This is a genomic window from Propionivibrio sp., from assembly GCF_016790145.1.
Taxonomy (GTDB): domain Bacteria; phylum Pseudomonadota; class Gammaproteobacteria; order Burkholderiales; family Rhodocyclaceae; genus Propionivibrio.
In genome coordinates, this window is the sequence record NZ_JAEUOI010000098.1 from 1 (window position 1) to 20,982 (window position 20,982).

24 protein-coding genes and 1 tRNA gene are annotated in these 20,982 nt (G+C 58.4%); 8 read left to right on the forward strand and 17 right to left on the reverse strand.

Annotation, left to right across the window (positions count from 1 at the left end; all coding sequences use genetic code 11):
• Positions 1-53: 53 nt before the first annotated feature.
• Entirely contained in the window at positions 54-1,592 is a 1,539-nt protein-coding gene (locus tag JNM42_RS08650; protein WP_294268343.1) for a DUF1254 domain-containing protein, read from the reverse strand.
• 288 nt (positions 1,593-1,880) lie between these two features.
• Between JNM42_RS08650 and clcA the strand changes: the two genes are divergently transcribed.
• Positions 1,881-3,242 carry a H(+)/Cl(-) exchange transporter ClcA gene (clcA, locus tag JNM42_RS08655; RefSeq protein ID WP_294268345.1) on the forward strand — a complete coding sequence of 454 codons (1,362 nt, stop codon included), beginning with the start codon at positions 1,881-1,883 and terminating at the stop codon, positions 3,240-3,242.
• A 211-nt stretch (positions 3,243-3,453) separates the two neighbouring features.
• Here the strand turns inward: clcA and JNM42_RS08660 are convergent, their stop codons facing one another.
• Positions 3,454-4,347: a LysR family transcriptional regulator gene (locus JNM42_RS08660; protein WP_294268347.1), complete on the reverse strand. Its 894-nt coding sequence runs from the start codon at positions 4,345-4,347 to the stop codon at positions 3,454-3,456.
• 102 nt (positions 4,348-4,449) lie between these two features.
• Between JNM42_RS08660 and JNM42_RS08665 the strand changes: the two genes are divergently transcribed.
• Positions 4,450-5,067, forward strand: a complete 618-nt coding sequence (locus tag JNM42_RS08665; RefSeq protein ID WP_294268348.1) for a LysE family translocator — start codon at positions 4,450-4,452, stop codon at positions 5,065-5,067.
• 387 nt (positions 5,068-5,454) lie between these two features.
• Here the strand turns inward: JNM42_RS08665 and JNM42_RS08670 are convergent, their stop codons facing one another.
• A complete protein-coding gene (locus tag JNM42_RS08670; RefSeq protein WP_294268350.1) occupies positions 5,455-6,420 on the reverse strand; it encodes a DUF3616 domain-containing protein in 966 nt (321 codons plus the stop codon).
• A 22-nt stretch (positions 6,421-6,442) separates the two neighbouring features.
• Here JNM42_RS08670 and JNM42_RS08675 point away from each other — a divergent pair, with 22 nt between their 5' ends.
• Together JNM42_RS08675 and JNM42_RS08680 are read left to right on the forward strand one after the other, a co-directional pair.
• Positions 6,443-6,679 carry a hypothetical protein gene (locus tag JNM42_RS08675; protein ID WP_294268352.1) on the forward strand — a complete coding sequence of 79 codons (237 nt, stop codon included), beginning with the start codon at positions 6,443-6,445 and terminating at the stop codon, positions 6,677-6,679.
• A gap of 32 nt (positions 6,680-6,711) precedes the next feature.
• The gene (locus JNM42_RS08680) at positions 6,712-7,833 is read left to right on the forward strand and encodes a magnesium transporter CorA family protein (protein WP_294268354.1); all 1,122 of its coding nucleotides are present in this window, start codon (positions 6,712-6,714) and stop codon (positions 7,831-7,833) included.
• 118 nt (positions 7,834-7,951) lie between these two features.
• Here JNM42_RS08680 and JNM42_RS08685 read toward each other — a convergent pair.
• Both JNM42_RS08685 and JNM42_RS08690 read right to left on the reverse strand, forming a co-directional pair.
• Positions 7,952-8,028, reverse strand: a tRNA-Pro gene (locus tag JNM42_RS08685).
• A gap of 18 nt (positions 8,029-8,046) precedes the next feature.
• Positions 8,047-9,015 (reverse strand): polyprenyl synthetase family protein, encoded by a 969-nt coding sequence (locus JNM42_RS08690; RefSeq protein WP_294268356.1) that lies wholly within the window; start codon positions 9,013-9,015, stop codon positions 8,047-8,049.
• A gap of 160 nt (positions 9,016-9,175) precedes the next feature.
• Here JNM42_RS08690 and rplU point away from each other — a divergent pair, with 160 nt between their 5' ends.
• The 4 genes from rplU to proB all read left to right on the forward strand — a co-directional run bounded on the left by rplU (position 9,176) and on the right by proB (position 12,069).
• A complete protein-coding gene (gene rplU, locus JNM42_RS08695) occupies positions 9,176-9,499 on the forward strand; it encodes a 50S ribosomal protein L21 (protein WP_294268358.1) in 324 nt (107 codons plus the stop codon).
• 18 nt (positions 9,500-9,517) lie between these two features.
• On the forward strand, positions 9,518-9,778 hold the full coding sequence (rpmA, locus tag JNM42_RS08700; RefSeq protein WP_294268360.1) for a 50S ribosomal protein L27: 261 nt from the start codon (positions 9,518-9,520) through the stop codon (positions 9,776-9,778).
• Between the two features lie 81 nt (positions 9,779-9,859).
• The gene (gene cgtA / locus JNM42_RS08705) at positions 9,860-10,948 is read left to right on the forward strand and encodes an Obg family GTPase CgtA (protein WP_294268362.1); all 1,089 of its coding nucleotides are present in this window, start codon (positions 9,860-9,862) and stop codon (positions 10,946-10,948) included.
• A 2-nt stretch (positions 10,949-10,950) separates the two neighbouring features.
• Positions 10,951-12,069 (forward strand): glutamate 5-kinase, encoded by a 1,119-nt coding sequence (gene proB / locus JNM42_RS08710; RefSeq protein ID WP_294268364.1) that lies wholly within the window; start codon positions 10,951-10,953, stop codon positions 12,067-12,069.
• An 18-nt stretch (positions 12,070-12,087) separates the two neighbouring features.
• Here the strand turns inward: proB and JNM42_RS08715 are convergent, their stop codons facing one another.
• The 12 genes from JNM42_RS08715 to trpE all read right to left on the reverse strand — a co-directional run.
• On the reverse strand, positions 12,088-12,690 hold the full coding sequence (locus tag JNM42_RS08715; RefSeq protein ID WP_294268366.1) for a Uma2 family endonuclease: 603 nt from the start codon (positions 12,688-12,690) through the stop codon (positions 12,088-12,090).
• 26 nt (positions 12,691-12,716) lie between these two features.
• Positions 12,717-13,043: a type II toxin-antitoxin system PemK/MazF family toxin gene (locus JNM42_RS08720; protein ID WP_294268369.1), complete on the reverse strand. Its 327-nt coding sequence runs from the start codon at positions 13,041-13,043 to the stop codon at positions 12,717-12,719.
• Positions 13,037-13,273, reverse strand: a complete 237-nt coding sequence (locus JNM42_RS08725) for a hypothetical protein (protein WP_294268371.1) — start codon at positions 13,271-13,273, stop codon at positions 13,037-13,039. Before JNM42_RS08725 ends, JNM42_RS08720 begins: the two co-directional genes overlap by 7 nt.
• Positions 13,274-13,449: 176 nt before the next feature.
• Positions 13,450-14,772 carry a porin gene (locus JNM42_RS08730; protein WP_294268372.1) on the reverse strand — a complete coding sequence of 441 codons (1,323 nt, stop codon included), beginning with the start codon at positions 14,770-14,772 and terminating at the stop codon, positions 13,450-13,452.
• Between the two features lie 518 nt (positions 14,773-15,290).
• A complete protein-coding gene (locus JNM42_RS08735; protein WP_294268374.1) occupies positions 15,291-15,686 on the reverse strand; it encodes a type II toxin-antitoxin system VapC family toxin in 396 nt (131 codons plus the stop codon).
• Positions 15,687-15,688: 2 nt separating this feature from the next.
• A complete protein-coding gene (vapB, locus tag JNM42_RS08740; RefSeq protein ID WP_294268375.1) occupies positions 15,689-15,931 on the reverse strand; it encodes a type II toxin-antitoxin system VapB family antitoxin in 243 nt (80 codons plus the stop codon).
• 141 nt (positions 15,932-16,072) lie between these two features.
• Positions 16,073-16,873: an indole-3-glycerol phosphate synthase TrpC gene (gene trpC / locus JNM42_RS08745; protein WP_294268377.1), complete on the reverse strand. Its 801-nt coding sequence runs from the start codon at positions 16,871-16,873 to the stop codon at positions 16,073-16,075.
• The gene (locus tag JNM42_RS08750) at positions 16,870-17,496 is read right to left on the reverse strand and encodes a Uma2 family endonuclease (RefSeq protein WP_294268379.1); all 627 of its coding nucleotides are present in this window, start codon (positions 17,494-17,496) and stop codon (positions 16,870-16,872) included. The genes trpC and JNM42_RS08750 overlap by 4 nt, the downstream gene beginning before the upstream one ends.
• Before the next feature lie 38 nt (positions 17,497-17,534).
• The gene (gene trpD, locus JNM42_RS08755) at positions 17,535-18,560 is read right to left on the reverse strand and encodes an anthranilate phosphoribosyltransferase (RefSeq protein ID WP_294268381.1); all 1,026 of its coding nucleotides are present in this window, start codon (positions 18,558-18,560) and stop codon (positions 17,535-17,537) included.
• Positions 18,557-19,129 (reverse strand): aminodeoxychorismate/anthranilate synthase component II, encoded by a 573-nt coding sequence (locus JNM42_RS08760; protein WP_294268383.1) that lies wholly within the window; start codon positions 19,127-19,129, stop codon positions 18,557-18,559. The genes trpD and JNM42_RS08760 overlap by 4 nt, the downstream gene beginning before the upstream one ends.
• A 75-nt stretch (positions 19,130-19,204) precedes the next feature.
• The gene (locus JNM42_RS08765) at positions 19,205-19,633 is read right to left on the reverse strand and encodes a GxxExxY protein (protein ID WP_294268385.1); all 429 of its coding nucleotides are present in this window, start codon (positions 19,631-19,633) and stop codon (positions 19,205-19,207) included.
• The coding region (gene trpE / locus JNM42_RS08770; protein ID WP_294268387.1) for an anthranilate synthase component I at positions 19,626-20,982 on the reverse strand (1,357 nt) is incomplete at its 5' end. The genes JNM42_RS08765 and trpE, both read right to left, overlap by 8 nt.

Here is a 20,982-nt window from a genome sequence, read left to right on the forward strand (position 1 = left end):
CCGGAATGGAAAACGGGCGCCGAGGCGCCCGTCGAAGGTGTTTTGTACCGCAATCAAGGTTGCAGGACGATCTCGCCCGGCCGCCAGGTCTTGTTGAACCATGGCTCCAGCGGACCGTAGAGGCGAAGGATCATGAACCACCCTTTGCCGGGAATCGTCTGTACCCAGTTGTTCTCCATTCCCATCGGTGCCTTGGGCCCGAAGTACACATCCACCGAGCCGTCTGCATTCGTCTTGACCCCCTTGTTCTGACTGCTGACGCTCGGGGCCTTCTGGTCGGTCTGCACCATCGATCGGGTCTGGTTGTCGTAGACGATCACCGACCAGAAATCCTTGACTGGTACGTTCGGCGGCAGGCGCAGCTTGTAGTTCTTGCCGCCATCGAAAGGATTGCCCTTGGCATCCTGCACCGACCAAGGGTATTGCGATCCCCGGCCTACCATCTTCTCCTCCATCGCCGGGGTGACGCCGGTGGCGAAGTAATAGTAGAAGGCGGCACCATCCAGGTTGCTGACACCCGGGGACACCTCGAACTTGTAGCCGCCGAAGAACGGCAGGCGCCAGGCGCTGTCCGGATAGAAATACGCCTCCTTCGAGCGGATCTTGAAGGCGATCGCGCGCGCCGTCACGGCGCCGATGTTCGCGGCGTCGGTCAGGATCTTCTTCATCCGTTCATCGGGATTGAAGGGCTGGCCCTTGACGATGCCGATCGAGGCGAACAGGCCCAGGGTGGTGGGATCGGAACCCGCCGTCGGTTCCTCCTGGATGACCTGGTTCAACAGGCTCCAGAACGAATAGTCCCCCGGTGCGACGAAGTTCGCCGGTACGCCCGAGGCATTGACGAACTTCATCGGCGGCGGGTTGGCGGCGTCGGCCAGGCTGTAGATCCGCAGGTTCTTCTTCACTGATTCGACGCCGGGCCGGGTCGAACCGTCCACCAGGAAGGCGCGGAAGACAAGCCAGTTGCCAAAGGTGCTCGGACGGACGACGTGATACCCCGACGGGATGTCGCCCTTGTATCCGGGCGGCAGCAGCAGGTACTTGCCGCCCTCGCCCTTGTCGGCGCCAGTGATGCCGACGTCGGCCACCCACTTGTACCAGAAGTCGTTGACCAGCCCCAGCACCTTGGGCGGAATCTCGGCCACCAATGGACCCTTGCTGGTGTCGACCCAGATGAAGTTGTAGATCGTGTTGTCGTTCGCCGTCAGCTCGACGGTCCTCGGATCGACCAGGTCTTCCCAGATCACGTCGGTCTGGTTGTCGGGCCCGAACTTGCGGATCGAGTCGCGCATGCCGGCCTGGTTGACGATGGGGATCGCCAGCAGATAGGCCTGTAGCGCCCGCGAACGGTCCAGGTTGTCGTAGATCTTCTCGACGGTGTCGGCCGACGGGTAGCCGTAGTTCAGGTTCAAGGTGCCGATCGAGGACTCGAGCTTGTCGGGCACGGCGACGCCCGGGGCGATCGGTGTCGAGAACTTGAACTGAGGATTCGCCGGCGCTCGAACAGGCGTCTGGCCGAAGGTTCCACCTGACGCAAATAAAACCATGGCGGCCACTGCCGTCACTATGTAGTTTCGATAGCTTCCTTGCATGCTCTTTCTCCTTTCGTGGCTTAAATCATGGCTCGCTTCATGTGCTTCCGCGTCCCGACTGGTGCGGCACATCGTGTCATAGATGTCAAAGGTGTCCATTGGTTCCGTCGCTGTTCAACAACCTCGAACACAGTCCGAACGGCTTGTCCCGCATGGCATTGAGGGAGTTACTCCAACATTCATCCTACTACGCGAGCACGCAACCGGACAACCTGAAACTTGCCTGCAGTTCAACACTGGCGCGACCACAGGTCTGCAGATAACATACGCTCATCATAAGGGGGCATTGTGAATCCGAAAGCAGAGATCGACGGCAAGGATGTTGCGAATGGGAGACCGCGTAGCGACCTGATCATGCTGGGCGTGATGGCCCCTCTTGCAGGGCTTGGTGCTGGAGTGATCGGGGCATTGTTCCGCCTGGCACTTGAGCAGGCGAATCGGTTCCGCGATGCCTTGATAGCCCGGATGGATGTCTGGGGTATCGGTGGATTCGTGCTGTTCGTGGCACTTGCTGCGGGCGCTGCTGCCATCGCTGCGTGGATGGTACGATGCCTCGCGCCTTCAGCCTCGGGGAGCGGGATTCCGCGGGTCATGGCGGTGTTGGATGGTGAGGTGGCGCCGGCACCGCTGCGCGTTATCCCGGTCAAGTTTCTGGCTGGCACGCTTGCGATTGGTTCAGGCCTTGCGCTGGGCCGCGAGGGACCGACCGTTCAGATGGGCGCGAGCATCGCGTACCAGATCGGAAAACTGCTGCGGCGGAACTGGACGGATTGCCGTGCGCTGATGGCCGCGGGAGCTGGCGCAGGCTTTGCAGTAGCGTTCAATGCGCCCATCGCGGGCGCTTTATTCGTTTTCGAAGGACTGCTAAAACGCTTTGAGGCGCGGCTGGTGATTGCTGCGCTTGCCGCGTCTGCCGTTGCGATTTGGGTCGGGCGCGCGATATTCGGCGACACACCCGAATTCACAGTGGAACCCCTTACACAACCCAGCCTGGACAAGGTGCCGTTTTTCGTTTTGCTCGGCATCGGGGCAGGGCTTGCCGGCACACTGTACAACCGGACGTTGCTCGCAATACTCAGGACTGCCGACCGGTTTTCAGACCTGCCCATTGAATTGCGAGCCGCGATGGTGGGTGCGGTCGTGGGAGCGATCGCATGGTTCACTCCCTCGCTGGTTGGCGCAGGCGACGGACTTGCACAACAGGCACTACGCGGCGAAGGGACACTGGCGGCACTGCCTGCTCTTTTCTTTTTCCGCCTTGGTCTCATTGCGTTTTCTGTCGCTGCAGGGGCGCCAGGCGGCTTGCTTGTGCCGTTACTGGCGCTCGGTGCCGAACTCGGTCTTTGGATCGGGTTGCTCTGTGCACTCGCTTTCCCTGGCATGGCGTTCGAACCTGAAGGATTTGCCCTAGTCGGGATGGCAGCGCTCTTCACCGCCATCGTGCGCGCGCCGCTTACCGCGATTGTGCTGGTAGCCGAGATAACGGCCAACTCGACGATGTTGCTGCCCATGATTCTGGCCTGCTTCGCAGCGATGCTGGTGTCGACATTGTTCGGCGACATGTCAATCTTGGACTCGCTCAAGGAGCGTTCACTCGTCCGGAGCAAGAGGACGTCACGGGACGTTGATCAATACAACACCCAGAAATAAAATGCGCTGAAGCTGCATGCCTGCCCGTGGCGGCGCCCGGCCTGCGCAGAATCGGGTGCTTGAGGATCTTCGCGGTGACGGGTTGCTCGTGAATTGCGGGGTTGAGTCGAGCCCCCCGTAAGCCAACGGTCGTGAGCAACGGCTCCTGGCCGTTATGTAGAGCTTTCCATAACGGCCACAACCAGCCGTACGCCGTGAAGCGACATAGCGGTCACTCCAACAAGTCAAGAGCAGCTACTGCTGCTTCGACGGCAGGATTGTCCCTGACCGTATTCCACGCTACCGCCGTTGTCACAACCGTCAATTTATCAGTGAGAGGACGCACGACGGCGGTGTCCGGTGCCATCTTCTTCATCGCTGAAGGAATCAGCGCAACGCCCTGTCCGCAACCGACAAAGGCAACCTGGGAAGCCACCGAGCTGACCTCATGAACAATGCGTGGAGAAAAGCCTGCAGTTCGGCAAGCCGTCACCAAGCTATCGAAGTAGCCGGGACTGACTCGACGGTAGAACATCACAAAATCTTCTTCTGAAAGCGAGGACAGTCGAATACGAGATCGTGAAGCTAACGAATGATCTTTGGGTAGAGCAACGGCCAAGCGATCCTCACGCAGCGGCATCGACTTGATACCGGAACCGAGTTCACCTTCAAGCCGGGCAAAGGCCAAATCAATATCGCCTGACTGAAGGAGGGGTACCGCCTCCACGCTATCAATCTCTCGCATGGAAATCGTTACGTCAGGATGCGTTGCTTTCATTTTCTCGATCAGTGGCGGCAACACATCAACCATGGCGGAAGAAATCGCCCCGACCGCTAACATACCGCGCTGACCTGTTGTGGCTTCGCGTACGGCAAGCTCCAGCCGTTCCAACTGCTCGGCAAACTTTTTGACGGCAGGAAGAATCGCGGCACCCGTGGGCGTCAGTTTGGTTCCACGCCGTGATCGTTCAAACAGTTTGACCTTGAGTGCATGTTCAAGAATTTGTATTTGATCTGTCAGCGGTGGCTGAGACATGCCTATCCGCTTGGCGGCACGCCCAAAATGCTGTTCCTCGGCAACAGCGAGAAACAACCAGAGATGGCGGATGAGACGGAAGTTAATCATAGCGATTTGATATGTTTTGGCTATCGTAGCATTTCTCAAACAGGATTGGACGTATCGGAAGTATCGGTACAACATAAGCTCCATTGCTGATTTGAGGTGCCCATGTTTGATACCACCGCAATTTTGTCCGCCGCAGTTGTTTGTCTTGCGGGAGTGATGAGTCCCGGTCCGAACTTCGTTGCAGTTAGTCATCGTGCAGTTTCATCCTCGCGGTTTGAAGCCGTAGCCATGGTGTTTGGGATCGCCATGATCAATTCGCTTTGGGCAGCCATGGCCTTGTTTGGGCTAAGCCTGCTGGTGATTACCTTGCCGTGGATGTTTTGGTCAATCAAGCTTATGGGGGCTGCCTATCTAGTCTGGTTCGGTGTTCAACTCCTCATGCGATCAGGTCAGCCGCACAAGCCAAGAGGGAAATCTGGTTTGTTATCTTCGTTTCCGTCATCCCTGCGTGACGGCATAGCCACTAATCTGGCGAATCCAAAGTCAATGGCGTTCTATGCGTCGGTTTTCTCAGGGGCGGTTCCTACCGATGCATCCATTCAAACCTTGCTGTCCATGGTTGTGATGGTCGGAGTAATTTCCACACTCTGGTATGGCAGCGTGGCGCTTGCCTTGTCTGGGGATCGAATGGCAGCCCTGTACCGGCAAAGCAAGACCGTTGTCGAGCGAATATGTGGTGTGTTTCTGATCCTGCTCGGTGGGCGTCAAGGTCTGCTTTGACTGGCTTCAAAAGACTGTTCAGGACACCCTGCCGTCATGCAACCAGGCCAAGGCTGAACGGCAGAAAACTGAGTGGGCCGGCCGCTGGCTATGCATTTGTCAGCAGACCGCAATCAGTCTGAAGCACTCATTCGCGGATTTTGGCTGACTGTCTCTTGATGGCCGAAAGTTGCCAGCGAGCCATTTTAACCCACCGTCGACTTGGCTGGCGCGCCGCCATTACCCTTACCTTTTTCCAAACACGGATTGCACGGAACACGCTATCAGGATTCTGAGGTAGCCAACCATGTTTTGCACAAGAACGAGGTTTTTCATACGGATTGGCTAACAGGCGTTCAACCTCAGAATGCAAATGGTCTTTTAAGCTTGAATCGATGCCAGGCACCGCTACGGGGTAACAATCAGGCTGCGGAATGTCTGTCGAGCTGCGGGCAGCTTTTTGCACTTGACGCCATCAATCGTCACACCGCCGTCGTCGCTCAGCAATTGCACCTGGCCAGTGTGCGGAATGGCGAACAGGGCCTCGGGGCGCAGCTCGCCCAGATCGATTCCCGTGAGTGGCGATGCCGCATCGCCGGGGCGGCCTGACCAGCGAAAGAGCGCAAAGCTGCCGCTGTCGGCCGTCGGCCCGGCGGCGATCAGGTAACTTTCACCGAACCGCTCGATGCTGCGGATTCCGCGCCGCCCGAGGTCGAGCTCGATCGGCGTGCCGAAGCGGGCACGCCGGCCGGAGATCACTTCGCCGGGGTTCTCCAGGGGAATGAGCAGCGCGCGCTGCTGCGACAGCGGGTTGCGCAGCCCGATCAGCAGTGTGCCTGCTGGCGTCGCGGCCAGACCTTCGATGTTGAAGCCGCCGTCGGCCTCGGCGGCCAGACGCGCCGCGTCGCCCAGCCTGTAAGGCCTGAGCACGGCGGACTCCTCCATGTCATGAAGCAGCCGGGTGTAGGGCTCGCCGAGCGGTTTCAGCGCGGGCGGATTGCCGGGTAGCACCTCGGTGGCAAAGAAGCGGTGGCGTGCCGGTCTGGCCCTCCCCTTCCCGTCGCGGCCATGCGAGGTGATCCAGTAGATGCGCTGGCCGACGGCGGCGGCGCCTTCGATGTCGGACTCCTGCTCGGCACCGGTGTCGAGGAACTTCGAAAGATTCAGCGCAGCGATGGCCTGCGCCTGCCCGCGCCGATAGATGTAAAGCGTGTTGTGCTCGTCGTCACCGACGACAAAGTGCCCGGCGTCGAGCGCGACGGCTGCCGATGCGTCGCACGGGCCGCTGTATGTCGAAACCGGTTGCTCTCCGGCCTGCGCCGACAGGCCTGCAGTGAAAAGAAGCGCCAGCACTGCTCTGATAACCACTGTCATATCGCGCCTCCCGCGTTCTGAAATGATGACGCCCGGCGCAAACAGCCACCGGCCTGCGCGCACCCTTGCGATCATAGCCGAGCGCCTGCTGCCTGTCATTGATGTACGGATCTGTTGGCTCGCTAATTTTTTTCTCACGCCAACGCTTTGTATTACCGCAGCACTTGGCAAAGGCTCTGCATTGGGATTGGTCTGGTTTCTGTACGACACATTCTTCGTGGTCGCCTTCAATCAGCCGGGGTTCGCTTTTTCTTGTTGACTGACAACCAGGATTCTTCGGCATAATGTCATATGCGCATTTTTACCATTCACAGCAGCGGGGTCAGCGAAACGTCTTCGCTGAATAACCCAGCCGCTTACACCCTGCCCGAACAGGGCTACCTGTGGATTGCATGCTCGCGTAGTGAATTGAAGGCAAGGCAAAACGAGATCCAGGCCACCTTGCAAAGCGTGTGTGGCATGCAACTGGTCGACCTGCACCTCTCGGATCTGCTTAACACCTTCATCCCCTCGCACTACGACTATACCTCGCAGTACGATGTTCTTGTTTTCCGCCGACTTGCGGCGGGAAGCGGTGAGCGCGACCTGACGCCTGGCGCCAGCCGCATAGAGCTTCCCGCACAAAAAGGTGGCCCGCCCATCCTCAAGCGGATTGACACCAACCCGGTGGGCTTTGCCGTGTTCGATCAGGTTCTACTGACGGTTCATCCCGCCGACTGTTCAGTGCTTGAGTCTTATGCGGCCAAACTTCTCATCGCGGCCTCGGTCGAATCGCGCGCTACCGGTGCCCGCCTTCCGACCAGCCCGGCTGACCTCATGTTGCGCATCATCAATCAGATGGTTGACGGCTTTCTGGAATTACGCCGCGGATTGACCCATCAACTCGACCATTGGCAGACCAAACTTCTCGACCCGAAGAGCCGCTTCAATAATTGGGGGTCGCTGCTTGATGCCCGCCTGACGCTGCATTACCTTGATGAAATTTGTGAAGACCAGCTATCTGCGATCCAGGACTGGATTGAGGCCATCAAAACTTGGCCGGAGGCGCAAACGCCGCAACTTCATCGCGAGCGTGACCTGCTTAATGTCCGGAGTCGTGACTTGCTGGAGCATATCGAACGCGTGGTACGCCACGTCCGACGTCTGGAACAAAGTGTCGAGACCGCTGTGCAAATGCATTTCAACGCGCAGGGACACCGCACCAACGACATCATGCGCACGTTGACCGCCCTGACTGCAATCTTTCTGCCGCTGAACCTGATTGCCGGCATCTTTGGCATGAATTTCGAGTTTATTCCCCTCATCCACCAGGACGCAGGATTCTGGTGGGCGATGGGTACCATGATCGCTATCGCTCTGGGCCTCAGCCTGCTGTTCTGGCGCAAGCACTATCTGGCAGGATCCAGGCGGTAACAACCAGGGGCCTCCTCGCAAAGGGAAAAGAATCTCTGCACCAGGGCCAGCCGATTTGGGGCCGTAAAAAAGGGAGCGGGCCGTTTAACCCGATCCATCGACGGGATGCTTGCTTATGTGGTCGGGGCGAGAGGATTCGAACCTCCGACTCCTGCGTCCCGAACGCAGTACTCTACCAGGCTGAGCTACGCCCCGACGGATTCAACGACTGTGTTAGTAGGCTCTAGCAACAGCGAAGAGGCATAATTCTAGCAAAGAATCCTTGTATGTGGAAGCAGGCAGCAGCGCAAGCGCCGCCGTAGCGAGATTCGCCTCCGCCAGCGCGCATTGTCTCGAATGCTCCAGAGCGCCGGTAGCGCGAATGGCCGCCAGCACCGCCGGGAAGTCATCGCGGCCGCCGTTCTCGATGGCGTGGCGCACACAAGCCGCCTGTTCGGCAGTCCCGTTCTGCAGCACATAAATCAGCGGCAGGGTGGGTTTGCCCTCGGCAAGATCGTCGCCCAGATGTTTTCCGGTCTCTACCTCGGCACCCGAATAATCGAGCACATCGTCGATGAGCTGGAAGGCTGTTCCGAGATGCATCCCGTAGCTCGCCAGGTGCTGCTCGATCTCGGCAGAACCGCCGCCGATAATGGCACCGAGTTGCGCAGCGGCTTCAAACAGCTTGGCAGTCTTGTAACGAATCACCTGCAGGTAGCGCGCCTCGTCCACATCGGCATCATGGCAGTTCATCAACTGCAGCACTTCGCCCTCGGCAATGATGTTGGTCGCATCCGACAGCACACGCATGACACGCATGTCATCAACCTCAACCATCATCTGGAATGCCCGCGAATACAGAAAGTCGCCGACCAGCACACTGGCCGCATTGCCAAAGAGGGCATTGGCTGTTTCACGCCCGCGCCGCAAATCGGACTCATCAACCACATCATCGTGCAACAGCGTGGCCGTGTGAATGAACTCGACCACGGCGGCAAGTTCGTGATGATGCGTGCCACGATAGCCCAGCGCACCGGCAGAAAGCAGCACCAGCGCCGGTCGCAGACGCTTTCCGCCAGCGTTGATGATGTACTCGGCCACCTGCCGCACCAGCACCACCTCGGAAAGCAGGCGCGAGCGAATCACGGCATCTACGGCCTTCAAATCAGACTCGATCAGCTTGTAGAGCAGCTCCTGTTTCACGGCATCCCGTCTTGGCAAAAAACTTTTGAATCTTAGGCGCCGCACCGCGCTGCGTCAAGCCAAACAAGGAGTCAGCGCTCATCAGGCTTTGACTTGGTCGGAAAAATACGTATAATGCGCGGTTCTTCGTTTCACTTTACCTTGTTCCTTGGAGTCCAACATGTACGCGGTCATAAAAACTGGAGGCAAGCAGTATCGCGTTGTCGCCGGCGAAAAATTGAAAATAGAACAGATACCGGCAGACGTTGGCACAGAAATCACCATTGACCAGATTCTCATGGTCGGCGAAGGCGAGTCCGTAAGCATCGGCGCTCCTCTCGTCACCGGCGCTTCGGTCAAGGCAACTGTGCTTGCACAAGGCCGCCACGACAAGATCACGATCTTCAAAATGCGTCGTCGCAAGCATTACCAGAAGCATCAGGGTCATCGTCAAAACTACACCGAGATCCGGGTCGACGCCATAGCCGGCGGCAGCGCGGCCTAAGCGAAAGGAAACTGACTCATGGCACACAAAAAAGCAGGCGGCAGTGTCCGCAACGGTCGCGACTCGGAATCGAAACGCCTTGGTGTCAAGCGCTACGGTGGGCAACGGGTTATCGCCGGCAATATCATCGTTCGCCAGCGGGGTACCGCCTTTCACCCTGGTGAGAACGTCGGCATCGGCAAGGATCACACCCTGTTCGCCCTGGTCGAAGGCCACGTTCAGTTCGCGCTTAAAGGCGAAAAACGCCGGCGTACGGTCAGCATCGTTCCAGCGGCTTAACACACAACAAATCGCCCCAAAAGCCCTATCCTGGTGGTAGGGCTTTTTTAATTTTCAGAACCGGAAGCTGCGAATCGTTTCATGAAATTCATCGACGAGGCCAGAATCTACGTTGCGGCCGGTGACGGCGGCAACGGCGTCGCCTCGTTCAGGCGCGAGAAATACGAGCCGGAAGGAGGCCCGGATGGCGGCGACGGCGGTCGTGGCGGCAGCGTTTATGTGGTCGCTGACCGCAACCTAAACACCCTGATCGAATTCCGCTATACGCGAAAGTTCATCGCCCAGCGCGGAGAAAAGGGCGGTTCCAGCGATTGCTACGGCAAAGGCGGCAAAGACATTAACTTGCACGTCCCGGTCGGCACCGTAATCGCCGACGTCAACAGCAATGAAATCGTCGCTGACCTCGATGTTGATGAAAAAAAGATACTGATCGCCCGAGGTGGGCGCGGCGGTCTCGGCAACATCCATTTCAAGTCCAGCGTCAATCGCGCGCCACGTCAATGCACCAAGGGCGAACCCGGCGAAGAGCGCGACCTCCGGCTTGAGCTTCGCGTGCTGGCCGATGTCGGCCTGCTCGGGCTGCCCAATGCTGGCAAGAGCACCTTTATCCGCGCCGTATCTGCCGCGCGCCCGAAAGTCGCCGATTACCCCTTCACCACCATGCATCCGAACCTTGGTGTCGTTCGCGTCAGTGAAAACAAGAGCTTCGTCATCGCCGACATTCCCGGCCTGATCGAAGGCGCTGCCGAAGGGGCCGGCCTCGGCATCCGCTTTCTCAAGCATCTGGCGCGCACCCGCGTGCTGCTGCACATCGTCGATCTCGCCCCACCCGACCCCGAGGCCGACCCGCTGCATGACGCCAGGGCCATCGTGCACGAGCTTGAGAAATACAGTCCCGAACTCGCTGCCAAGCCGCGCTGGCTGGTACTCAACAAGCTCGACCTGATCCCTGAAGACGAACGCAACCAGCGCGTCAATGATTTCCTGAAGGCCTACGTCAGCGCTGCCGATGACCACCCCTGCTTTCGTATCAGCGCAATCAATGGCGAGGGCTGTCGCCAGGTGATCTACGCCTTGCAGGATGCACTTGACAACTTGCTACCGCCGCCCCCAATGGCGGAAACTTCGCTGGACGACATTTTTTCAATAGATAACGACATAAACGCATAACCATGGCCATGATCCGCATTGCCCAGGCCCAACGATTTGTCGTCAAAGTCGGTTCCGCCCTCGTTACCAACAATGGCCAGGGCCTCGATCTGACGGCCATCGACGAATGGGCGCGGCAGATCGCCCAACTGCGGCAGAGCAACAAGCAGGTACTTCTCGTCTCCTCGGGCGCCATTGCTTGTGGCATGCAGCGCCTTGGCTGGAGCAAACGTCCGCGTGCCGTGCATGAACTGCAGGCCTGTGCCGCCGTCGGCCAGATGGGGCTGGTACAGGTCTATGAAAGCGCCTTTGCCCGGCATGGCTTGCACACCGCGCAGGTCTTGCTCACGCATGACGACCTCGCCGACCGCCAGCGCTACCTTAACGCCCGCTCGACGCTGACGACGCTGCTTGAACTCGGCGTGGTGCCGATCATCAACGAGAACGACACGGTGATCACCGACGAAATAAAGTTTGGCGACAACGACACCCTGGGCGCGCTGGTCGCCAACCTCGTCGATGCCGATTGCCTGATCATCCTCACCGACCAGCCCGGGCTATTCACTGCCGACCCGCGCCAGGACGCCAGCGCCACGCTGATCGCCGAAGCCAGTGCCGGTGACCCGGCTCTCGAAGCCATGGCCGGCGGCGCCGGAACCCAACACGGCAAGGGTGGCATGATTACCAAGGTCATTGCCGCCAAACGCGCTGCCAGTAGCGGCACGCACACCGTCATCGCCAGCGGTCATCAAGCCAGCGTCATGACGCGCCTGGCACTCGGCGAATCCATCGGCACCCTGCTCATCTCCGGGACGCAGCCGCTCAAGGCGCGCAAACAATGGCTCGCCGATCATCTGCAACTCAACGGAAAGCTAACGCTGGATGCCGGCGCCGTCAAGGCCCTGCGCGCCGGCAAGAGCCTGCTGCCGATCGGCGTGGTGGATGTTGTCGGCGAATTCGAGCGCGGCGCCGCAGTCGCTTGTCTCTCGCCACAAGGCGTCGAAGTCGCGCGCGGCCTAGTCAACTACGGCAGCAGCGACTCCCGCCGCATCGCCCGCCACGCCAGCCAGGACATTGAAGACATCCTCGGCTACATCGACGAAGCGGAAATCATCCACCGCGACAATCTGGTTTTAAGCTGAGCGCGCGGCGCGGGGGTATTAGCCTTGGGGGTAGACCAGCGTAGGGCGCGGATAAAACTCCAGGCCCTGATAAACGATATGCAAAGGCAAGGCGACTCCAATTTGCGGCATATCAACCACAGCGTCAAGACCGATTTTTACCTCGAAAATCCAATTCTTGTCGTCACCCCTCATGTAAAACAGAACTTCGGGGATATTCGGGTCGACCAGCAAAATGTACTGAATGGTGCTAACGGTCTTGTATTCCTCAACTTTTCGAGTGCGGTCGGTTCCCTCCGTTGTTTCCGAAAATACCTCGACAACAAGCACAGGTTCGCTCGCTTCAAGCGAATTTTCATCGCGAAAGTCGCCACATTCGACACCAAGATCTGGAAATCTGTAGTTCCCATTGGCGGATGGTATCTTCACCATCGTGTCGGAATTGAAAGCCTGGCATTTCTTTCCTTGCAGTTGGGTGTCAAAGAACGTAGTCATCGACAGTGTAATCCTGCGGTGCCTGCGGGTCGCGCCGGCCATCATGAGCGGTTGGCCATCGACCAACTCATACTTGTGTTCCTGCTCACCGAGCCAAGCAATAAATTCGCCGGGGGACATTCCATGCCGGGCAAGATTCTTATCCATAGCAAACACTCCTCCCCTTTTCTTGCTTAATCGAGCATCTGCATCATCACGCCATGCCACACAGCGGGGTCAATCTCACCGAGTTTTCCAAGCAATCTTGCCTTGTCAACGCAACGCGACTGATCCAGCAGGATTCGTGCCGATTTGCCCTTGAACACGACGACAGGGCGGCAACCCAAAGCTTGTCCCTTACTGGTGATAGGCGCCACGATAACACGTGGCAGGACGGCGTTCATGTCGTCTGGTGAGACCACTAACGCGGGTCGTGTCTTTTGAATTTCAGTACCCACGGTCGGGTCCAGGTTAACCCAATAGACCTCGCCGCGCCTGGCTTGCGCGTGGGACTTCACCATTCCCACTCATCGCTATCAGCGTCAGGCAACAAGCCCTCCCAGGCTTCGCTATCGACTTCAGCACGGTAGCCGTCAAACCATCCAGAACGCGTCAGGCGAACGGGTTCAATCACGATTTTGGCCCCTTCGAGATAAAGATCTATTTCATCGGTAATACCGCATTCGGCCAGCAAGGGTGCCGGAATTAGCACACCGTGCGAGTTCCCTATTTTCCTGAGTGTCGTTCTCATGGCACCTCCTATGTTATAACATAGTTATTACATCATAATATGGGGTGGGATGCAACTTTCTATTATTATCTTGCGCCACCTTACCCTCTTTACACTAGCCCTCAAATCAGTTTACGGAAAAAAAAAACGGGCACCGAAGTGCCCGTTTTCAATTCCAGTAACGCGCTTAGGCGATATTAGAAGGTGTGGCGTACACCGGCACCAACCATCCAGGCATTTTCGTCAATACCCGGAGTGACTTTAACACCGCTGGCAGGATAGCCGTAATTCGTGTTGGCGCCGTTATTGATGTAGTTGTAACCCGCATAAGCCGTAGTGCGCTTGGAGAAGCTGTACTCGTAGTCAATACCGAAGCTCTGGGCCTTTTGATCGTCAACAATGAGGTTGGCAATGCCGTTACCAATGTTATTGGAGTAGTACGTGTAAGCCAGCTTGACTGCACCATTGGCACCCACCGGGATAGCGGTGCCGATGTTCCATTGGTTGCCTTTGACATTGTTATTCAAGAGACCACAAGTACCATAACTCCCACCAGTAAGAACTGCAGGAGCTGCCAGAGGTAATACCCCGCAAGCTGTACTGAGACCACCGCCAAGGGTAGCGAAATTCTCCTGCTTGATGTACTGATACGAACCAAACAGCTTGAGCAACTTGAAGTCGTAAGACAGACCCACTTGAAATTCTGTCTGCTTCAGATTTTGCGCAAGAGGATTGTTGCCCGTGCCACCGATGTTAGACAGGCCATGATAAGCCAAGCTACCTGCTAAGGGGCCGTTGTCATAATTGAGGCTGGCTCCCCATACGCTCTGGGCTTTATCAAAGCCATTGGATGCCGCCTGACCAAAAGCATTAACAGGGAGAGTTGCGCCATTCCAGTTGGTACCCGTAACTTGCTCACCAAAGGAATAGACCAGTTCGCCCGTGAAGCCGCTGAAATTCGGCGAAACGTAGGCAATCGTGTTAGGTACGCGGCCCTGGCTGGAAGCCTGAATGGTCATGCCGGCATTGGTGGAGATCAGAAGTTGCGGGGAGAAGACGCTGGCGGCCATCGGATCGAATTTGAGCGCGGCGTCGTAGCCCGGCGTTTGCAGCTTGCCGCCGATGAACGTACCCCATTTACCGTTTAGACCGACGTAGGCCTGACGGGTAGAACCGATACCATTATCATTAGCCGACGGGTCAAGCGAGCCGAATTCGTAAAGGAAGATCGCTTTGAGGCCGTTGCCCAACGCTTCTTCACCCTTGAAGCCAAGGCGCGAACCGGACAGGCCGCCTGACTGCAGACCCGAGAACTTCTGGTTGCCGCCCGATCCCGGAATAACAGCACCAGGTGCGACACCAAAAACAGGAACAGCGAAGGGGTTAATAAGAGTGTTTTGGCTGGCGCTGCCATAACCAATATACTCATCGATTACACCGTAGATGGTGACGTTGGTCTGAGCGAAAGCGGCGCTTGAAGCCAGGCCAGCCAGAGCCAGAACGATTAGTTTCTTTTGCATTGTGAATCTCCTCTAGGTTTAAGGTCGGTGGAGCGGTTGAAATTAAGTTGAAAAAACGTTGAAACTGAAGACTCCACCAATCCGCACCTCTCATGGATGAGAAGCTGAGTGAATGATGGCAAAGGCAAAGGCCTGGGGCAAGCGTCAAGCGACGATTGTGTACTCTGTTTCGTGAATTTGTTGCGGAATTGCAACAGAACCGACTGAAGCCCACACTTTCCATGCTCTGGAGCGGCGCTGGCTGCGGTCTGTGCTTGCTGCCGGCACATTTGAGCCAATCACCGGAAAGTACCGACGCTTAGCGTGATAGTCGGGCCAGCGACGCTCAAACCCTCTCACTTGCTGCGTTGCCGGGGTGCGGACCACGTGCTTCAGGGTTCATATGAGTGGTTTAGCGCTCGGCTCGATTGTTTGACAATTGGTCAAGGTCGTGCCACTGGACGCCGAACGGGGTTTGCCGATGAACAAAAAGAACGTACTGCCGTTTCGCGGTTGGTGCTTTTTTCTTCTGAAAATTTTCAGACCGTCCAGTCCTCAATCTGCAAGCCCGGCACCCGCCCGAATTCATCGGTGTTATGCGTTACCAGGATCAGCTTTCGGGCTATGACTTGCCCGGCAATCAACATGTCATAGGGTCCAATGGGCGTTCCCTTGACGGCCAGGGCGGCGCGGATTTCGCCGGCTTGCCGGGAGTCTTCCTTGTCGAAATCCAGCACCTCGAATTGCAGGCCGTCGACCAGCGCAACATTGCGCGCTGAGCGCTGGCTCTTGAAGGCACCGTAGAAAAGCTCGTGAGCAACGATAGCCGAAATGCCGATGTCCTGCGGATTGTTCAGCCGTGCTCGTTGCGAAATAGATGAATTCCTGTCGTTCAACAAGGCAATGACGGCATTGGCATCGAGCAGGTAACGCATGCTCAGAACAGACGGTCAAGTTCAGGGCGTTCCTGAGCTTCGGGCTGCTCATTGACGGCCTCAACGAAGTCATCGTCGAGTGGGCCTGCAATGGCATCCAGCCAGCCCCAATCGCTGGCGACCGGTTCCAGAATGACGGCATTCCCGTGCCGCCTGATATGAACTTCTGTCGCGTCAAAGCGGAAGTCCTTTGGCAGACGTACTGCCTGCGAACGACCAGACCAGAATACTTTCGCCGTGTCCAAAATAGCCTCCTATGAGATATATCATAAATATATCTCTTCTTTCTGTTTCTCGCAACAAGCACTACTCCTGGCGATGAAATACGCCCTTGAGCCTACCCCTCGCCGCAACCAGGCCCGAGGCCCGGCTTCTCGCTCAGTCGTTCAGGGCGGCGCCATGGAGAACAGGCCGGCCAGCGCCTGCCCGGGGCTGGGCGCGCGCATGAAGGCTTCGCCGACGAGGAAGGCGTGCACTTGGTGGTGACGCATCAAGTCAACGTCGCTGCTCGCCAGAATGCCGCTTTCGGTGACGACGAGGCGTCCGTCGGGAATGCTCGGCAGGAGTTCAACAGTGGTTTGCAGGCTGACCTCGAAAGTGCGCAGGTTGCGGTTGTTGATGCCGATTAACGGGGTGTCGAGCTGCAGGGCAAGCTCAAGCTCGGCGCCGTTATGCACTTCGACGAGAACGCCCAGGCCCAGGCGCGCAGCGATGGCCTCGAATTCGAGCAGGGTTGGCAGGTCGAGCGCCGCGGCGATGAGCAGAATGGCGTCGGCGCCCATGGCACGGGCTTCGTAGACCTGATAGGGGTCGACGAGAAAATCCTTGCGCAGCACCGGCAATGAACAGGTAGCGCGAGCCGCTCGCAGATACTCGGGCGCACCCTGGAAAAACTGGCGGTCGGTGAGCACCGAGAGGCAGGCGGCACCATGCGCGGCGTAATCGGCAGCGATTTCAGCCGGACGGAAGTCGGCGCGCAAGATGCCTCGGGAAGGGCTGGCTTTCTTGATCTCGGCGATGATCGCGGCTTGCCCGGCGGCTATCCTGCGACGCAGGGCGCCGACGAAATCGCGTGGCGCGCTTTGCGCTTCTGCTTCGGCACGAACCCGCGTCAGCGGCCTGATGGCCGCGGCCGCCGCAACTTCCTCGCGCTTGACGTCGAGAATTTTCTTGAGGATGTCGCTCATGGTTTGTTACCTGAATGATCAAGCGGCTGACGACAGTCTTCCGGCGTGTCGACTGACGCCTCTTCCAGGGTATCGTCGAGCAATTCTCCAACATCAAGCTTAAGTGACAGTGAAGCGAGTTCAAGCGAGTCGCCGGGGCCGTACTCGTAAAGCACCCAGTGGTTTTCAGGATTACGGCGGAAGACCTCGATGTGCTGTGCCGTGACATCGATCAACACATAATCGAGCAGACTTTCCAGTTTGCGATACGCGGCAAACTTGACGCCCCGATCAAAGGCGGCACTTGAATCGGAAAGCACCTCGACCAGCAGCAGCGGGTGACTCACGTAGGTCGGGGTTTGCCGGTCGCGAGGATCGCAGGTCACGAGGACATCGGGGTAGAAAAAGCAATCCGCCGCTTCGATACGCGTTTTTACCGACTCAACCAATACTCGGCAGGGACTTCCTTTTAGCGCCTGGCGAAGCATCGTCGCGATGTTAAGCATCGCCACGTTATGCGATTGGCGTATGCCGGCCATGGCGAAAACCTCGCCGGCGATGTATTCGTTGCGCTCAGGTTGCGCTTCTTCCCAGGCGAGATAGGCGGCGGCGTCAAAGCCGCCTTCGGTTTTCGGCAGAGTCAATTTGAAACTCCTTGCTCAGGCAATGGCCAACAGAGCGATTATGCCGAAATTCTTTGGCTGAACGCGGCAAACGCGTCGAGTTTGGCGCGTGCGGCGCCCGAGGCGATCGCTGCGAACGCCTGCTCGACCCCATCGGCCAGGGTTGCGGCCAGTCCGCCAACGTAGAGGCTGGCACCGGCATTGAGCGCAACGATGTCGCGTGCAGCGCCGTTCGTGTTGCCCAGCGCGGCGAGCAGTACGGCTTTGGACTCTTCGACGTTGGCCACGCGCAGCACCTTCGGATCGTGCACGGCGAGGTTGAATTGCTCGGGGTGGATGGCGTATTCCTCGACGCGGCCGTCCTTCAGCTCGCCGATCAGCGTTTCGCCGGAGATCGAGATTTCGTCCAGCCCTTCACGCCCGAAAACGGTGAGTGCGCGCAAACTGCCCAGGCGCTGCAGGACGCGGATCTGGATGCCGACGAGGTCGGGATGGAAGACACCGAGCACCTGATTGGCGGCGTTGGCCGGGTTGGTCAGCGGGCCGAGAATGTTGAACAGGGTGCGTACGCCCAGTTCGCGACGCACCGGCGCGGCGTGCTTCATGGCGCTGTGATGGTTGGGGGCGAACATGAAGCCGATACCGACCTCGTCGATGCACTGCCCGACCTGCTCCGGTGTCAGGTTGATATTGACGCCGAGCGCTTCGAGCACGTCGGCACTGCCCGACTGCGAGGAGACCGAACGCCCGCCGTGCTTGGCGATGCGCGCCCCGGCGGCGGCGGCAACAAACATCGCTGCAGTCGAGATGTTGAAGGTGTGCGCGCCGTCGCCGCCGGTACCGCAGGTGTCCACCAGATGGGTGGCGTTGCTGACCGTCACCTTGGTCGATAGCTCGCGCATGACCTGGGCGGCGGCGGCAATCTCGCCAATGCTCTCTTTCTTGACCCGCAGGCCAATGACGATGGCGGCGATCATCACCGGAGAGACTTCGCCGCCCATGATCTGGCGCATCAGCGATGTCATTTCGTCGTGAAAGATCTCGCGGTGTTCGATGACCCGCGTCAGGGCGTCCTGTGGCTTCATCTGGCGTGCTCCTCAAGAAAGTTGTTCAGCATGTCGTGGCCGTACTCGGTGAGAATCGACTCGGGATGAAACTGCACCCCTTCGACGGCCAGCGTCCTGTGGCGCACGCCCATGATCTCGCCATCGTCTGTCCATGCCGTGATCTCCAGACAATCCGGCAGCGATTCGCGTTCAATCGCCAGCGAGTGGTAGCGCGTGCAGATCACCGGATTGGGCAGCCCGCGAAAAACGCCGACATCGGCATGATGCACCGGCGATACCTTGCCGTGCATCAGCTTTTTGGCGTGAATAACACGCCCGCCGAATGCCTCGCCGATGGCCTGATGGCCGAGACAGACGCCGAGCAGCGGTATTTTCCCGGCGAACTCGCGGATCGCCGACAGCGAAATCCCGGCTTGCGCGGGAGCGCAGGGGCCGGGCGAAATCACCAGGTAGTCGGGGCTGAGCCGGGCCATCTCGGCCAGCGAAATGGCGTCGTTGCGGAACACCTTCACCTCCTGCCCCAGCTCGCCGAAGTACTGGACGATGTTGTAAGTGAAGGAGTCGTAATTGTCGATCATCAGGAGCATGAATTTAAACCTTTCACCACCAAGTCACCAAGGACACCAAGGACACCAAGTTACACCAAGAAACACAATTAAGCGTCAAAGCGCGATTCGCTTGATGCCGTCCTTGATGAGCGGTGTGTTGAAATTTATCAAGAGGCCAAGTCTGTAGCCGGAAAGTCGAAGGTAGGTTAGTCGTTGTGCAGAATGGATTGGGAGGAGTTGATCGAGCGCTTTCAATTCAACAACCAGTTGATCACCAACCAGCAGATCAATGCGGTAAGCGCTTTCGATGGTTACCCCCTCATAACAGATCGGTAACACGCATTGCATCACGCAGGGCACACCCCGCTTTTCCAGCTCGATTCCAAGACCCGCCTGATAGGCCGATTCGAGCAAACCAGGCCCCAAGGCCTTATGCACCGTCAGCGCAGCATCGACTACGCTTTTAGCCAGATCATCCAGTTCTTTTGGAATTTCTTGGTGCATCTTGGTGCCCTTGGTGGCTTGGTGGTTCGCTTTATTCAATCCGAGTATCGAGCCCCTGCTCCGCGAGTTCGGCGGCGCGCAGTACGGCGCGGGCCTTGTTTTCGGTTTCCTGCCATTCGGATGACGGGTCGGAGTCGGCGACGATGCCGGCGCCGGCCTGTACGTGCAGTTTGCCGTCCTTGACGACGGCGGTGCGGATGGCAATGGCCAGGTCCATGTCGCCAAGGAAACCCAGATAACCGACCGCACCGGCGTAGATGCCGCGCTTGATCGGCTCCAGTTCGTCGATGATTTCCATGGCCCGTACCTTGGGCGCACCGGACACCGTGCCGGCGGGAAACGTGGCCTTCAGCACGTCGAGCGCAGCCAGTCCCGGCTGCAGCTTGCCTTCGACGTTGGAAACGATGTGCATTACATGCGAATAGCGTTCGACGATCATGTTCTCGGTGAGCCTGACGCTGCCAACCTGCGCAACACGCCCCGCATCGTTGCGTCCGAGGTCGAGCAACTGGACGTGTTCGGCCCGTTCCTTCTCGTCGGCCAGCAATTCGGCCGCCAGCGCCTGATCCTCTTCAAAGGTCGAGCCGCGCTTGCGGGTGCCGGCAATCGGCCTGACCGTCACCGTATCCCCTTCGAGCCGGACGAGAATTTCAGGTGAGGCACCAACCACATGAAAGTCCTCGAAGTTGAAGTAGAACATGTAGGGCGACGGGTTGAGCGAGCGCAGCGAACGGTAGAGCGCCAGCGGACTGGCGGTAAACGGCTTGCTCATGCGCTGCGAGAGGACGACCTGCATGACGTCGCCCTCGGTGATGTAGCGCTTGGCCTTGAGCACGGCCTGCTTGAAGTGTGCCTCGCCGAACAGGGAGACGGCGGGTTGCGATGAGCGCGGCGTTTCGCTGGGGATGCTTGCCGATTCGCGCAGCCTGGCGAGCAACTCCTTCAGCCGCGCCTGCGCCTTCTGGTAGGCGCCGGGAACGCCGGGCTCGGCGTAGACGACGAGCGTCAGCTTGCCTGAGAGGTTGTCGACGACGGCAATTTCTTCGGAGAGCAGCAGCACGATGTCGGGGGTGCCGAGTTCGTCGTTTTTGGCCGTTCGCGTCAGCTTGGTTTCGACGTAGCGCACGGTGTCATAGCCGAAGCAGCCGACCAGGCCACCGCAGAATCGGGGCAGACCGGCCGACGGCGCGGCACGGAAACGCTGCATGTACTTGCCGATGAAGTCGAGCGGATTGGTGTCGTCTTCACGCTCGGCGATGCGGTTGCCGGTGAGCACCAGAACCTGGTGGGCATTGACGACGATGCGCGTCGGACTGGCCAGACCGATGATCGAGTAACGGCCGAAACGCTCGCCACCATGCACCGACTCGAGCAGATAGGTGTAGGGC

What these genes read in the sequence shown, in the direction of transcription:
- JNM42_RS08735 (WP_294268374.1), bottom strand. Translation starts at nt 15,686, where the DNA reads ATGCGTTACCTGCTCGATGCCAATGCCGTCATTGCCTTGTTGAACGAC.
- JNM42_RS08715 (WP_294268366.1), bottom strand. Translation starts at nt 12,690, where the DNA reads ATGGATAAGAATCTTGCCCGGCATGGAATGTCCCCCGGCGAATTTATT.
- JNM42_RS08680 (WP_294268354.1), top strand. Translation starts at nt 6,712, where the DNA reads ATGCGCATTTTTACCATTCACAGCAGCGGGGTCAGCGAAACGTCTTCG.
- JNM42_RS08660 (WP_294268347.1), bottom strand. Translation starts at nt 4,347, where the DNA reads ATGATTAACTTCCGTCTCATCCGCCATCTCTGGTTGTTTCTCGCTGTT.
- JNM42_RS08650 (WP_294268343.1), bottom strand. Translation starts at nt 1,592, where the DNA reads ATGCAAGGAAGCTATCGAAACTACATAGTGACGGCAGTGGCCGCCATG.
- JNM42_RS08665 (WP_294268348.1), top strand. Translation starts at nt 4,450, where the DNA reads ATGTTTGATACCACCGCAATTTTGTCCGCCGCAGTTGTTTGTCTTGCG.
- trpD (WP_294268381.1), bottom strand. Translation starts at nt 18,560, where the DNA reads ATGAAGCCACAGGACGCCCTGACGCGGGTCATCGAACACCGCGAGATC.
- rpmA (WP_294268360.1), top strand. Translation starts at nt 9,518, where the DNA reads ATGGCACACAAAAAAGCAGGCGGCAGTGTCCGCAACGGTCGCGACTCG.
- JNM42_RS08720 (WP_294268369.1), bottom strand. Translation starts at nt 13,043, where the DNA reads ATGGTGAAGTCCCACGCGCAAGCCAGGCGCGGCGAGGTCTATTGGGTT.
- JNM42_RS08760 (WP_294268383.1), bottom strand. Translation starts at nt 19,129, where the DNA reads ATGCTCCTGATGATCGACAATTACGACTCCTTCACTTACAACATCGTC.
- trpC (WP_294268377.1), bottom strand. Translation starts at nt 16,873, where the DNA reads ATGAGCGACATCCTCAAGAAAATTCTCGACGTCAAGCGCGAGGAAGTT.
- JNM42_RS08730 (WP_294268372.1), bottom strand. Translation starts at nt 14,772, where the DNA reads ATGCAAAAGAAACTAATCGTTCTGGCTCTGGCTGGCCTGGCTTCAAGC.
- proB (WP_294268364.1), top strand. Translation starts at nt 10,951, where the DNA reads ATGGCCATGATCCGCATTGCCCAGGCCCAACGATTTGTCGTCAAAGTC.
- rplU (WP_294268358.1), top strand. Translation starts at nt 9,176, where the DNA reads ATGTACGCGGTCATAAAAACTGGAGGCAAGCAGTATCGCGTTGTCGCC.
- JNM42_RS08725 (WP_294268371.1), bottom strand. Translation starts at nt 13,273, where the DNA reads ATGAGAACGACACTCAGGAAAATAGGGAACTCGCACGGTGTGCTAATT.
- JNM42_RS08670 (WP_294268350.1), bottom strand. Translation starts at nt 6,420, where the DNA reads ATGACAGTGGTTATCAGAGCAGTGCTGGCGCTTCTTTTCACTGCAGGC.
- JNM42_RS08675 (WP_294268352.1), top strand. Translation starts at nt 6,443, where the DNA reads ATGATGACGCCCGGCGCAAACAGCCACCGGCCTGCGCGCACCCTTGCG.
- cgtA (WP_294268362.1), top strand. Translation starts at nt 9,860, where the DNA reads ATGAAATTCATCGACGAGGCCAGAATCTACGTTGCGGCCGGTGACGGC.